The 13734-nt window shown below is 57.7% G+C and carries 8 protein-coding genes; 2 read left to right on the plus strand and 6 right to left on the minus strand.

Going from position 1 to position 13734, the window contains the following annotated elements:
* Positions 1-26: 26 nt before the first annotated feature.
* The gene (locus tag AAEZ05_RS05570) at positions 27-839 is read right to left on the minus strand and encodes a helix-turn-helix transcriptional regulator (RefSeq protein WP_045058377.1); all 813 of its coding nucleotides are present in this window, start codon (positions 837-839) and stop codon (positions 27-29) included.
* A 273-nt stretch (positions 840-1112) separates the two neighbouring features.
* Between AAEZ05_RS05570 and AAEZ05_RS05575 the strand changes: the two genes are divergently transcribed.
* The gene (locus AAEZ05_RS05575) at positions 1113-1385 is read left to right on the plus strand and encodes a DUF1652 domain-containing protein (RefSeq protein WP_045058376.1); all 273 of its coding nucleotides are present in this window, start codon (positions 1113-1115) and stop codon (positions 1383-1385) included.
* Between the two features lie 85 nt (positions 1386-1470).
* Here the strand turns inward: AAEZ05_RS05575 and AAEZ05_RS05580 are convergent, their stop codons facing one another.
* Both AAEZ05_RS05580 and AAEZ05_RS05585 read right to left on the minus strand, forming a co-directional pair.
* The gene (locus AAEZ05_RS05580; RefSeq protein WP_350646769.1) at positions 1471-3954 is read right to left on the minus strand and encodes a UvrD-helicase domain-containing protein; all 2484 of its coding nucleotides are present in this window, start codon (positions 3952-3954) and stop codon (positions 1471-1473) included.
* 308 nt (positions 3955-4262) lie between these two features.
* Positions 4263-7640, minus strand: coding sequence for an ATP-binding cassette domain-containing protein (locus AAEZ05_RS05585; RefSeq protein WP_350646770.1), 3378 nt, complete (start codon positions 7638-7640; stop codon positions 4263-4265).
* Positions 7641-8334: 694 nt separating this feature from the next.
* On the opposite strand from AAEZ05_RS05585, the gene AAEZ05_RS05590 reads away from it, so the two are divergent.
* Entirely contained in the window at positions 8335-9030 is a 696-nt protein-coding gene (locus AAEZ05_RS05590; protein ID WP_350646771.1) for a pirin family protein, read from the plus strand.
* Between the two features lie 76 nt (positions 9031-9106).
* On the opposite strand, the gene pgm is transcribed toward AAEZ05_RS05590, so the two are convergent.
* The 3 genes from pgm to AAEZ05_RS05605 all read right to left on the minus strand — a co-directional run bounded on the left by pgm (position 9107) and on the right by AAEZ05_RS05605 (position 13714).
* A complete protein-coding gene (pgm, locus tag AAEZ05_RS05595) occupies positions 9107-10753 on the minus strand; it encodes a phosphoglucomutase (alpha-D-glucose-1,6-bisphosphate-dependent) (RefSeq protein WP_045058373.1) in 1647 nt (548 codons plus the stop codon).
* Positions 10754-10862: 109 nt separating this feature from the next.
* A complete protein-coding gene (locus AAEZ05_RS05600; RefSeq protein ID WP_350646772.1) occupies positions 10863-12263 on the minus strand; it encodes an aminotransferase-like domain-containing protein in 1401 nt (466 codons plus the stop codon).
* Positions 12260-13714 carry a hypothetical protein gene (locus AAEZ05_RS05605; protein WP_350646773.1) on the minus strand — a complete coding sequence of 485 codons (1455 nt, stop codon included), beginning with the start codon at positions 13712-13714 and terminating at the stop codon, positions 12260-12262. The genes AAEZ05_RS05600 and AAEZ05_RS05605 overlap by 4 nt, the downstream gene beginning before the upstream one ends.
* Positions 13715-13734: the final 20 nt, after the last annotated feature.

Consider the following 13734-nt stretch of genomic DNA (forward strand, 5'->3'; position numbering starts at 1 on the left):
CAATGACGTGATCCTAGTGCGTGGTCTCAGTGGTTGTCTTGCGCGCGTGCACGCAAAGAAATTTGTTTGACATAGGCTTTTGGCGACTGCCCGGTGTGCCGGCGAAAGCTGCTATAGAAGGCCGACAGCGAGTTGAACCCGGCGGCAAAGGCCAGTTCATCGACCCGCAGCGGTGGCGTGGCCGAATCCAGCGCGGCCAGCAGGTGCTGCAATCGCGCCTGATTGACGTAGCGATAGAAGCTCTGGCCAAGCACCTGATTCAACAGGTACGAAATCTGGTTCCGGCTGTACCCGCACTCGTCAGCCACCCGCTGCAGGTCGAGTTCTGGATCTAGGTAAGGTTGCTGACGCTGGAAATACTGTTGCAGGTCTTCGGCCATGAAGCTCAACTGCCGGGGTGACAAGCCGAGTCGACTGACGGCCGGGCGGTCGCCGGTTGGCTTGTTGCCGGATTGTTCGTGCACCAGTGAAGCGTACTCGTTGACCCGCCATATCAAGCCGTCGCGCACGGTTATCGCTTCGCTGGCGCGGAATGACACCAGACCCTCGCCGCCGCGCAGGGTAATGCGGTACTGGATAAAAGCGGTATCGCCGTCGATGCGGATCCTGTCGCTATGTTCCAACGCTTCGTCGGGGTCGCGGGGCATGCTGCTGCGCACGTATTCGCGCAATTCGGCCAGCTCCATTACCCGATTCTGGAAGAAATCGCTGTACTGCACCTGCGGGTGGTAAAGGGCCATTACCCCGTCCAGGTCCCGGTGCTTCCAGCGCAAGTGGTAACGCATGACCGTTTCGCTGGTGGCAAGGGTCTGTTGCGGTCCGTCATCGTCGGTGTGCATAAACGGCTCAATGAAAAAACCCGAGCTTGCCCAAGTTCCGCCTGCGCTTCAATGGTCAGGGAAGGTGCCATGAGTGCGAATCGCTGCCGGCTATTGCGCCCAAGCGTGATCTGCATCAAAAAAATGCCAGCCAATCGCCAAACGGTTTGAAAAAGCCACAGGATTTTCACATCCGGATGCTACTTTTAATGGCAGTCACCGGTTGAGCCATTGAAGGCTCTTCCCTCCTAACATGAGCTAACGGAAGCGCTCGATGAAGAAGGCGGGCAATACATGAATAAAGGGTTTAGCAAGGTCACGTTCCCAAATGCCTGCCAGCTGATGCGCTGGCATTTTCATCCCATGGGCTTCGAGGCGAGCATGGACGCGCCGGGGAGCATGATTGCCCGCCTGTTTGATCGGGTCAGTGGCGAGACCATGATTGCCATAGCCGGTATTCCGTGCGCGACGGTGATGAACGCTGCGGATGTGGAGCGCATCATTGAAGCGGTGGAGGACGAGCTTGAAGCGTTTGTTCCGCCGGTTTCGTTTAGGAGTTATGCCTGAAATCTTTGGCGCTCAAGAGCGGGGTCGTTTTACCGCCAAGCAGGAGCAAGCTCCCTTACCACAACAAAGTCCCTCGCCACAGGTGTCATGCCTTTTCAAGCGGGGTCTTGGTTGCCCGGTGATCGGCGAAGAACGCCTTGCCCTTGCCGACCCGATCAGAAGCCTTGGGCAAATTGGCTGCCTGGGTGTCCTGGGCATCGACGTACCAGTAACAGTGGCTCACCGCCCGGGTAATGCCGACGTAGGCCAAGCGCAGGATCTCGTCCTTTTGCGCATTGTCGTAGGCCTCGTTGTCGCCCGCCTTGCCTAACCCCGCCATACGGTACACCTGGTTCTTGTAGGGGGAGCTGGTCAGGTGCTGGCAGTCTCCCAGCAGGAACACGGCGTCGGCCTGGAGGCCTTTGGCACTGTGATAAGTCAGCTGTTTCAACCGGCGCGCTTCATACGGCAAGTTAGAATCTACATTAAGTACAGGCTGAATATGCTGTTCAATCAACAGCTTATCGCTGCTTTTTCGATACAACATCAAGATCGAATGGCCTTGACGGTAGTGTTCCATCAGCCGGTTGGCCATGCCCTGATCATCCCGATCGAGCACATTTACCGGTAACAGCGCCTTGGGTGCACCGCTCGCCTTGGCTTTCTTCCCGGCAATGGCTGGAGCAGCCCGCACGATGTGTTCGGCGGCATCGATGATGTGCTGATGGCTGCGATAGTTGTCGCTGAGCATGACCTTGGTGGTGCTCGGCGACGCAAACTCCTTGTTGAAATCCATGAAATAGCTGGGCGAACTGCCCCGCCAGCCGTAAATAGACTGCCAATCATCGCCCACGCACAACAACGAAGAACGCTGAGCGCCTCGGCCAACATGCATGGCGGGACCGCGACTGCGGATCTCGGCCAGGCTGGCGCGAATCCAGGAGACTATCTGCGGGGAAACGTCCTGGAATTCATCGATCATCAAGTGCGCCAGCGGGCGCAGCAGGTCGTTGCTCAGCAGCTTGAGGTTTTCCGGCGAATGCTCGCTGAACAACGCGAACATGCGGTTATAAGTCATGATCGGTGGTTTCTGGTCCAGCAGATGATCTTCCAGGGCTCTCCAGTACAGGCTCAACGCCTCGAAGAAGAACCGGTCGGGATCGTCCTTGGCAAAGCTCATCTGACCCACGGCCGTCGGGACATCCAGGCCAAGGTTCTCGATGAACCCGGCGGCGGCGACAAAACAGTCCAGCAGCGGCGCGGAAGCCAACTCACCCTTGACCTTGTAATCGAAGCCAGGACCGGTGCTGGCATCACCGGCAAGCGACGCTAGCACTCGTTTGGAAGATTGATAGGTATCTAACCATATCAATGGCTTACGACAGAAAGCTTGAAACAACGTGCGCTTTACCGCCCATTCCGCCCGTACCGACAATTTTGACCCTGCACGGCTAACCTGTGGGTTTTCCTGTGGATCAAAACCCAACACCACCCAGGCATCCAGCGTCGCAATGTAGCCGTGACAATGGAAGGTCGAGCCATTGATGTCGAACGTCTGGCGCTTGGGCTCAACGCCCTTGATCGGCCATGCACCCGCGCGAAACCATAGGTCTTCGATGGTATCGCACAATTCTTCATCACGATTGGCCGCCAGTTGGGTCACCGCCACGCGTTTCTGCACGTCAGGGTGATCGCGCTCCAGCTCCTTGAGTTGCAGGGCATGCCGGGACAGTGGCGTGATCAGGTCGCGAAAGCGCGCATCACGGGTATGCAGGCTGTGGTAGCAGGCGTTGAGCTGCTGGCGCTGGGCGTCATTGATGCGCAGGTCGAACGGGTTGCTGTCGACCTCTTCGTCCTGGCCGGTGGCGCGCAGGCTCAGGTTCTCGAAGGCCTGCAGGCGTTCGAATCCAGGCAAGCTGCGCACCAGGGGCAGGATTCGTGAGTGAAACGTACGCACCAGGTCGCGCGCCTCCTTGAAACTCAGCGCCCGCCCCCACAGTGCAAACATCTCGATCAGCTTGTTGATGAAGTCCTTGCGTGACTCCCGGGTAAAAGTCACCACGGTCATCGAGTCGAGTTCGAACCCCAGATAGTGGGTCAACAGCAGTATGCGTAGCACCAGGGTCGTCGACTTGCCTGCTCCGGCACCGGCAATCACCGAGGTCGACGGAGTGTCGCTGAAGATCATCTTCCACTGCGCAGCACTCGGCTGGGCATGGGCTGGCAGTAACCGTCCGACATCGGCCTTCATGCGTTTTTTCAACTCGGCGGTCAATGGCAGGCGCCAGTCGTCGAACAGGTAATCGTCGACGTTGGGCGGGCGATGCTCGGTGCTGCGCGAGTCGCGAATCAACAGAACCTGCCGCCCCTCTTCAAGCCCTTCGAGCTTGCCTTCCTTATACCCGTAATCCACCCCGGCACTGTGCCCGCTGCGAAACCCATCCGCCTGCCCGTGCAACCACGACGCCCGGTGCTGGGCACGCAGGCGCGTCAGGCCGTGGCCAAAGAACCGGGCGGCCAGGCGTTTGAGCAATGGCATCTCTGCCAACGGACGAAGTTCAGGAGGAAGATCGGGGGTGTGTTGCGGCACGCGGGTGGACTCCAGGCTGTGAGGCTGTTGGGCGCTATGGTGTCTTTATTTGACCTGGAGTTCTAGCGAAATGCTTGCGAGTCATTGGGTTAGGCGATGAATTGAAGCTCGAATGGCAAGAAATACCAAACGTTTTAAAAGCAACGCTTAAAGGAACGGTGGATCAGCACAGCTGCCTGCATGAGCCAGTGGGCAATCCCGTTCAAGGGAAGTTGTGGGTTAGCGACGCAATAACTGATCCAAAATGCAGCCCGCTGCGCGGGCAATCCATGTTGACAATGCATGTATAACGGCTTGTGAGGATATTTTTATGCTGTTTTTTCAACTAGGCGCTTTTCATGGTTGAAGTTGAAATTTCTGTTTCCAAGCGTGGAAAGCTCAGGGTTGTGCGTGATGATAAAAAATAACGTGTGCGGCAGCGCAGTAATCACTTTCTTGATGAGCTGCAGTTCTTCGTCACTGCTGAGCTCCGAGGTGGCCTCGTCAAGTATGGCGACGGCTGGCGTATTCACAGCCAGGTCAAGCAACGCGAGCCGTTGAAGTTCTGACTTGCTCAGGTTCATTTCACCACTCCAGGGAACCTGTTGATTAAATCCATCCGGCAAGCGGTCGATAACGTCCGAAAGTCCAAGATAAGCTGCTCTCTGGTAGAGCTCTTCCCGTGACGGACTATTGAAGTGTTCGACAAGCAAGCCCGGTTTGAAGATCGGTCTGGAGGTCAGCAACTGCACTTCTCCCGCATGTTGTCTTGCCAGATACCCATCAGTACCACCCAGTGTCGAGATCTGTCCCTGACTGGGTAACAAGCTGCCGACCACCAAATTGGCAAAGGTTGATTTGCCAACACCGCTGGCTCCCATGATCACCACCACATCACTCTCGTGAAACGCCTGGTCGAATTGTTCAAGTACTGTGGTTCCGCTGCGCTGGTTAACAAACGTGACATTTGAAAACGACACCAGTGGCGCATTGTCGCGAGCCTGTTGGCGTCTTGGCGCTGTCGCCGGGAAGGTACCAGCCACCACCAGTCGATCTGCGCTATCGAGGACTTGTCGCAGTTCCACAGCGCATCTGCCCAAGCGCGCAAAAATCGCAATCAGGCTGTAGGAGAGGCTCAGCGCCAGCACGTTAGCCATGGTGGCTGTGCCGGTGGCGTGAAAGTAAATCGTTGAAGCCACGATGCCGGACAGGAAAAAAAAGCCCATCAAGTCCAGTTTGTAGCTGTACCAGCGACGCGTCGCCGCGTTATCCAAAGAAGCGAAAGCCCTAGTTGCCAGGCTGGCGCTCAACCAGTCCAGGATGCTTGCGTTATTTGTGGTGCCGTCAAATCGGCCGCCATCCCAGTTCAGCGCTTGAACGCGTGAAAACAACACGGCAGTCGCGTCGATTTCCCGGGTATTGGACCTCTGCAACAACTCGCCGGAGCGTCTTGCCCCCCGCCAGTAAAACAGGCCCATTAGAATGAACGGAAACAGTACGTAGATGTTGTTCAGGACGACGTAGCCCGTGGTGACGGACAGCAAAGTTGCCGCGCTGACGGTTTCCAGCAACAGGACGGGCAATACTTCATCGACGCGCCGCTGATCCCATGTCAGCTTGTTTTGGCTGTCGCGATTGACTTCCCGGGATAGGCGCTCATCCAGGCCAGGGGCCATAAAATGGGAGAAGTAGCGGATGCAATGTGCCGACGCTGCCTCAACGCTTTTCTTGACCGTCATCAACGCTCCGGAAATCGACAGTAAAGCACTCACCAGCAAAACGCCGGCCAGTCCGATCAAGGATGCATGTAGGTGAGTACTAAGATATCCGCTGGCGATCAGGTAGTCGCCGGCAATGGTGAACACTTCTTTGAGCGCCAGGAGGGTGAAGGCAATCAGCGTAATGATCCCGATGCCGAAGCTCATCAGGCTGCTGGTCATTGACCTGGAACTGACGTGAGACTGCTCTGCCGGGTCTTTTACCGTCGAGCGATCTGCCTCTGGCGCCGACGGGACAGAAACAGGACGTACAGCCGGTGCGGCGGTAAGTCGAGCGCGCGCGGCAGCGTATTGGATTTGGACGTCAGTGACTATGCCGTCTGAAACAGTCCAGACTTCCTCCGCTGCGTCTTTTTCTTCCGGGCTATCTGTGACAAACATCACCTTGGTGTCGCGCCACGGGCCTCGCAGCAGTGACCTCAACAATCCTTCGGCTAGCGCTCCGTCCAGCCCCGAGGTGGGTTGATCAATGAAGATCCGATCTGGCTGCGCCACCAAAGCGCGAACCAGTTCGACGCGTTTTCCCTGCCCCCTGGAAACGTCCCAGTGTGTCTTGGGGCCAGAGTTCCGCTCGTTGATGTAATCGAGGTGGAACTGCTCGGGCAAGCGTGCAAGGGCAATGGCATTTCGCACTTCTTCGCCTGTACAGTCCCGGCGATAGAGACTCAGGTTTTCGCCAACACCGCCGGTAAATATCCATGGCTCGTCCGGAATGAAAATCGACTGGCCGGTAGTCTCAGGAAAACGTTGCGCACATTTTCTTAGCACTGACGTCTTGCCACTGCCTGTAGCACCGACGATAGCGATATGTTTCGCCGTCGTAGAAGGCATCGCCATCATTGCGCAAGTTGGAGTGCCGGGCTCACAGCCATCCAGGTATTGCTCTATATGCTGGTGACCGACAAACCCTTGAGAGATGCTCTGCACAATGTCCGGAATATTATTGGCGACCGATCTCAGTCCACCGATCAATGCGATGGCTGCAAGCACACCAGGCATATCGACGTGGCCCAGGTAGATCAGTTGCAACAGGGCCGAACTCAACAGTGCGGCGATGGGCGTCATGGTCGAGATCAGGCTGATGGCCGCTACCAGACGGGCGGCTTTTTTCAGGGAGGCTTCTTCAAGGTTTCGTTTGGCGGCATAGTCGCGAATCAATTCGGCATTCCAGTTTTTCAGGCAGGCCTGGCGCCGATTTTTTGTCGCGAATGCCCCTATTTCTATGCGCTGAGTGGAGTTCAACGACAGCTGTTCATAGGTCATGCTCAGTCGTTGGGCAATCCAGAACACGGTCAGTGAACTGCCGGCAATGACGGCCAAGGCGGCCACTGCACTAACACCCAGAGCAAAAAAGAAAAACGTGGACGTGAAGATGACAGTTGCTAGCGCCAGGGTGATCGTGACCAACCCTGACCATGACGATTCGACACGTGCCGCCTCGCGGTCAAACAACGTAGTCAGGCTGAGCGGGAAAGCATCGCTCTGTGCAGCAGCCCGTTTGAGTAAAAGCCGTTGTTCAACATAAGAACGACTTCCGACACCGACCAGTTCAGCGAGAAAGAACGTATGGTTGAGTGCCAGCCAGGCGCAGTAAGTCAGCGCAAGGCAGGTGGCGCCCTGCGTGATGTTCGAGAGGACTGGCGAGGCACCCTGCATGAGTTGCGCCAGCAGTGATTTAAGGGTGATTGCGGCGCCAAAAGCCGCCGCGGTATGCAATCCGATCGCCATCAGCGCCAACGTGATATCACGTTTGAGGGCTACAAAGATTCTGATATGAAGCCGACCTTTCCCACCTACTCGCGCATCATGGATGACTGCCTTGCACCATCCTTGCCAGCGGGCAGCGTGGACCGCCTGTGCACCTCGATTTCGTTCAGGCTCAGGCGTCCGAAACCATAGGATCGTCTTCAGAATTTCTGCAGTCTTCATGAGAGTCAGCTTGAAACCGGCGCAGGTTGAGTTGCGGTGGGTATTAGTTATTCGATGTTTCGATTTCTATTTTTTAGCGTAAGTAAAATCCTACATCCGTTTCGGAAGTGCAAAAAACTGCGCCTATGTGTGCGCTGCGCACAGCTAAAAATTGAAACATGATGACTTTTCGAGTGATTATAAAATTATTTATTCCAGCGAGTAGATCATTGGCCGGGAGCGATACTTTCAGCATTGTTTTTGGATGTCAACACCAGAAATAAACTGATATCGTTGTTACTTAGAGAATGTAGGAACTTTCAGACAGCAATTAAACGCGCCAAGTACCAGCACAACGGATTCATCGCGCGCTGGATACCCACTTTAGAGTTCTTCAGAATTCTGCTCATGAAATCCACAGGGCCTGATCACCCGAGTAGCCATTAATTGCTTCCGGAATCCCGGACGACAACTCGTGCTTGTCGAGCGGGTCGACGGAAATTAGGGGCTATGGTTTCGTCGAGATTGCGCCAGCAAGCTTGCGCACAATGTCGTACCGAGTCTAGATCATCGTTGAATCGCTAGCCGAGCGGAAGAAATCCTGCCATCAACACATCGAGCAATTCGATTATATTGAGGCATTATTTACGCTTTTTATCGATGTGTGACTGATGGATGATGATCGCCATAAATCACCTTTTGGCAGGAGACGATCATGCTTGAACTCAGACCCTTTACCTCCCTTGGCGGCGCTCATCATGGCTGGCTGGACGCACATCACCATTTTTCATTTGCCGAGTACCGTGACCCCAAGCGCATGAACTGGGGCAATCTGCGGGTCTGGAATGATGACGTGATTGCCTCGGGCACCGGTTTTCCGAAGCATCCGCACCGGGACATGGAGATTATTACCTATGTCCGTGAAGGCGCAATTACCCACGAAGACAACCTTGGCAACAAGGGGCGCACCGAAGCCGGAGACGTTCAGGTCATGAGCGCCGGCACCGGGATTGCCCACAGCGAGTACAACCTGGAAGCGACCGAGACGCGGATTTTCCAGATCTGGATCATTCCCAATGAAGCTGGATCGGCGCCTTCCTGGGGCGCCAAGCCGTTCCCCAAGGGGCAACGCGAAGGTTTTGTAACCCTGGCCAGCGGCAAGGCGGGAGATGATGAAAGCCTGCGGATTCGTGCGGATGCCCGCCTGGTCGCGGCCAACCTCAAGGCTGGGGAAACAGCTGAATATCGCCTCGACAGCGGCCGCCGCGCCTACCTGGTTCCGGCTACAGGCCGTATTGAAGTCAATGGCTTGCAGGCACAAGCTCGAGACGGTGTGGCGATTGCAGACGAGCAGGTGCTGCGAGTGACTGCCATTGAAGACAGTGAAGTGGTGCTGGTAGACCTGGCTTGAACGGCAAAGCCATCAAGGCAAAAAAGGGGCGAACCTCAACGGTCGCCCCTTTTGCTGTTGCGTGCCCCTATCCTGATTACTTCGAGGAAATAGCGCCGTCCACCAGTGTCTGCGCTTCTGCAACCAGCAGCTTGAGGTGCTCGTCACTGACGAAGCTCTCGGCGTAGATCTTGTAGATATCTTCGGTGCCGGACGGGCGCGCGGCGAACCAGCCGTTTTCGGTCATGACTTTCAGTCCGCCGATGGCCTGGTCGTTCCCCGGTGCGTGGCTGAGTATGCTCTGGATTGCTTCGCCAGCCAGTTGGGTCGATGTCACCTGGTCAGGCGACAATTTACTCAACAAGGCTTTCTGTTCCGGGTTGGCCTTGGCGTCGACCCGTACCGAGAACGGTTCGCCCAGCTCATCTGTCAGGGCGCGATAAGCCTGGCTCGGATCACGCCCAGTGCGGGCGGTCATCTCTGCAGCCAGCAATGCCGGGATCAGACCGTCCTTGTCGGTGCTCCAGACGCCACCGTCCTTGCGCAGGAACGAGGCACCGGCGCTTTCTTCGCCGCCAAAGCCCAGGGAACCGTCAAACAGGCCGTCCGCAAACCATTTGAAGCCGACCGGCACTTCATACAATCGCCGACCCAGGCGCTTGGCCACTCGATCGATCAGGCCACTGCTGACCACGGTCTTGCCCACGGCAGCGTCGGCGCGCCACAGTGGACGGTTCTGGAACAGGTAATCTATCGACACAGCGAGGTAGCTGTTGGGTGCCAACAGACCACCCGACGGCGTGACGATGCCGTGGCGATCGTGGTCCGGATCGCAAGCGAATGCCACGTCGAAGCGTTCCTTGAGGCCGATCAGGCCTTGCATGGCATGGCTGGACGAGGGGTCCATGCGAATCTGGCCATCCCAGTCGACCGTCATGAAGCGGAAGGTCGGATCCACTTGTTTGTTGACCACTTCGAGGTCGAGTTGGTAGTGATCGGCGATCGCTGACCAGTAACGCACCCCTGCTCCACCCAGCGGATCTACACCCAGGCGCAGCTTGGCGGCGCGAATGGCATCGAAATCGATCACGTTGATCAGGTCGGCGACATAGGTATTGAGGTAGTCGTGGCGATGGGTGGTCTCGGCCTTCAGGGCTTGCTCGTAACTGATGCGCTTGACGCCGGCGAGCTTGTTGCCCAGCAGTTCATTGGCTTTGGCTTCGATCCACTTGGTGATGTGGGTGTCAGCCGGGCCGCCATTGGTGGGGTTGTACTTGTAGCCCCCGCTTTGTGGCGGGTTGTGCGACGGCGTAATGACGATGCCGTCGGCCAGGCCCGAGGTACGGCCACGGTTGTAGCACAGGATGGCGTGGGAGATGGCCGGCGTTGGGGTGTATTCGTCACCCTCGGCAATCATTACGGTGACGCCGTTGGCGGCGAGTACTTCCAGGGCGCTGGCGCCCGCCGGAGTGGACAATGCATGGGTATCGATCCCGACGAACAGCGGGCCGTCGATGCCCTGCGCCTGGCGATACAGGCAAATGGCCTGGCTGATCGCCAGGACGTGCCATTCGTTGAAACTCAAATCGAACGAGCTGCCGCGGTGCCCGGAGGTGCCGAACGCGACGCGCTGGGTGGAGATGGCGGCGTCGGGCTGGCCAGTGTAGTAGGCCGTTACCAGTCGCGGGATATCGACCAACAGTTCTGCCGGTGCAGGTTTGCCCGCAAAAGGATTGAGTGTCATGCAAAACCTCTGGAATCAATTGGTTCGGGAATTGGATCGCAGTTTACTGGCAGTTTGACCACAACGCGATCAGATCGATCCCCCACGTGCACGACACCGGCTGCTTTGCTTAATCCAGCGACTCCAGGCGCAACGCGTCACCGAGCAAGCCGATGGCGGCCGACAGGTCATGATCGCCGCCGAAGGTATGGCTCAGACGCATGTGCTGCGCATGCAGTCCCTGCAAACTGAACAACTCGCCGGGGGCAATCAATACCTGGTGTTGCAGCAGGCGCTGGAACACCCGGCGCACATCCACCTGGCGCAATGAGCGTACCCAGATCGTTGCGCCGCCCTGGGGCTCGACAAAGCTCAGGGCATCGCCCAGTCGTTCGTTCAGCAACTGGCTCATCTGTACCGAGCGATCCTTGAGCAGGCGACGCAACACCTGAAGGTGCTGATCAATCCGCCCGTTGATGTACAGGCGTGCGATGGCTTTCTGGCGAATCGGCGACAATCGGAACGAGCGCAACAGAAATTGCCGTTGCAACTGCATGCGCAGTTGCCGCGAAAGCACATAGCCAAAGGGCGCCTCAGGCCCGATGATTTTTTCAAACGTTGAATAGACCAGCAGCCGATCAGGGTCCAGCAGGTCGCGAAAGCGCAGGCCGTCCGGATCGAAGCCGAGTTCGCCGTGACAGTCATTTTCCAGGACCCAGCAGGCATGCCGCTCCAGCAGCCGCGCAATGGCGCGCCGGTTGTCCTCGGACGCCAGGCTGGCGCGGGGCATATTCAACCGCGAGGACAACAGCACCAGTTGCACCGGATTCAGCTGCAGCGCCCTTTCAAGCGTGTCGACATCCAGCTCGCCATCGGCTTGTACGGCCAATTCAACGACCTTGACGTCGGCCGACTCGAACAGGCGCAGCACGGGCCACTCGCAAGGCGATTCCACCACGACCGTGGAATGCCTGAGGCTCAGCACCTCGATGAGGATCTCCAGCACGCCACGCAGATCCGCGCCGATGTACACGTCTTCGGCGTGCCAGCAGCGCTGTGGCGAGGTGGTATACCGCGCCGCCAGTGCCGCCCGCAGTTCCAGTTCGCCGCAGGGCTGCGCTGACGATTGCGGCTGCCGCGGGTACTGGCGTAGCAGTTCCCGCTCCAGCAGCAGCAAAGGGCTGTCCAGGGGCTGCAACAGGGTCGGCTCGTCGGCGCTGAGCACCAGCATGGACGGGTTTCGGGCGTTGACGTAAACGGTTTCCAGCAGATCGTCACCATCGCCCAGGGTATCGATTGACGACACCGGCACTGCGTAGTACCCCGACTTGGCCAAGGAGTAAACCCGCCCCTCTTTCTCCAGTAGCGAGTAGGCAGACTGGATGGTCGAGATCGAGACGCTCAAGCGGTCGGCCAATTGGCGCAAGGAAGGGAGGCGCACCCGGGCGTCCCTGGCCGACTCATTGATCAGTTGGGTCAGGTAGCGGTAAACCGCCTGGTAGGCGAAGCCGGTTTCTCGCACGCCATTCAACGCCCCGTTGACCAGTCACTCGCTTGGGTGTTGCCCGTATCGCAGCTGATCGAGGACGCGCCTGGTGCATCTTCAACTGCCCGCTCCATGCGATAAAGCTTGCCAATCAACGCGAGCGGCAAGCCGCTGACATCCACCATCCATTGCAGGATCTGCTCGGGCACAGCGTGGCCTTGCATGGCTCGGTGCAAATCCGGCACGGCGATCAGCATCCCGGGATGGCACCGGCGCAGGAAACCCTCCAGCCTCGCGCCCTTGTCGACGAAAGGCGCGAACAGCAGGCACACCAGCTGCGCTTCGCTCAGGCCAAGATTCTTCTGCGCATATGCAGTGCCCAGGGCACGCTGTTCGGCATCCGTGGTGATTTGGCCAAACACTTGCGCAGCCTGCTGGCACAAGCCATCCGATAGCTGCTTGCGGCGCATCATGACCAGTGCTCGCTGGAAGAACTCGGCGACCCCGGATTCATAGCTGTCGCCGTGCATGAAACAGGCCTGCAAACCGCGTACATGAGCGCTCAGTTCAAGGCTGACGAGCTCATTATCGCTCGCGTAGGCCATCAGTCCGTCGGGCTGGAAGCCCAGGAATTCGGTCAGCAGCGGCCAGCGCTGCTCAAGATTGCTGACCAGCATGTCGTGTATGTCGATGAAGGTCGCGCGCCGGCAGGTTTCGAACAGTTCAGCGGGACGCCAGTGCGGCTGCATGAGCTCGGGCTCAAACCCCTGATAGTATTCCGGGCCGAGCTCATCGAGCAGCGTGAACAGATCTTCGTAGCCGTGTTCAGTGTATCGCGACGGCAGGAGGCCGGCCTTGGCGGTCGCCCGCCTGAAGCCGTACAAAAATTGCTTCTGCTGGCGTGGTGTCTCGCTACTGACCAAGGCGTCTACCCCACCATCCCACCGCGCGATCTGGCCATAGAACTCGCCCGTGGCGAGAAATCCGTTGTCCCAGAGATCAAGCGCATCATCGCTGTCGCGGCGATGTCCGACCATCAGCAGGTTCAGGCGGCTGACCTCGCGGCCGGCCTCGGATATCGGCGCTGGCTGGGTGAACGGCAGCACCTCGCGATTGTCGACCCTCAGCACTTCGACCCGCGGGTCGTCATAAAGAAACAAAGCGCTGTAACTGTTGTGGATGTTCTCCAGCGCCGTGGCGCTGACGCCGCTCTGCTGCAACGACGCGACACGCAGCTGGAAGGTGGCCGGTGCCCGGCCGGCGATGCTCAACTGTGCTGCACGCAACAGCGCCAGGGTGTAACAACTGTCCCGGGACCCGGTCTGAATCGCCAATACCTTGTAATCGGCAAGGCGCTCCATGCCACCTGCGGCAACTACCAGGCGCTGAATTAACAGCTGTAACGCCGTGCGTTCGGCGCGAGAGAAAAAACCCAGTAGCCGTTGCAATATCTGTTGGTAGACATGGTTCATGGCTTGATCATGGATGCTGGTCATATTTATATACCTGGTGCTGG

The organism is Pseudomonas sp. HY13-MNA-CIBAN-0226, from assembly GCF_040310305.1.
Lineage (GTDB): Bacteria > Pseudomonadota > Gammaproteobacteria > Pseudomonadales > Pseudomonadaceae > Aquipseudomonas > Aquipseudomonas gregormendelii.

Coding starts and splice junctions, on each gene's coding strand:
- AAEZ05_RS05590 (WP_350646771.1), top strand. CDS start 8,335: ATGCTTGAACTCAGACCCTTTACCTCCCTTGGCGGCGCTCATCATGGC.
- AAEZ05_RS05575 (WP_045058376.1), top strand. CDS start 1,113: ATGAATAAAGGGTTTAGCAAGGTCACGTTCCCAAATGCCTGCCAGCTG.
- AAEZ05_RS05570 (WP_045058377.1), bottom strand. CDS start 839: ATGCACACCGACGATGACGGACCGCAACAGACCCTTGCCACCAGCGAA.
- AAEZ05_RS05605 (WP_350646773.1), bottom strand. CDS start 13,714: ATGACCAGCATCCATGATCAAGCCATGAACCATGTCTACCAACAGATA.
- pgm (WP_045058373.1), bottom strand. CDS start 10,753: ATGACACTCAATCCTTTTGCGGGCAAACCTGCACCGGCAGAACTGTTG.
- AAEZ05_RS05585 (WP_350646770.1), bottom strand. CDS start 7,640: ATGAAGACTGCAGAAATTCTGAAGACGATCCTATGGTTTCGGACGCCT.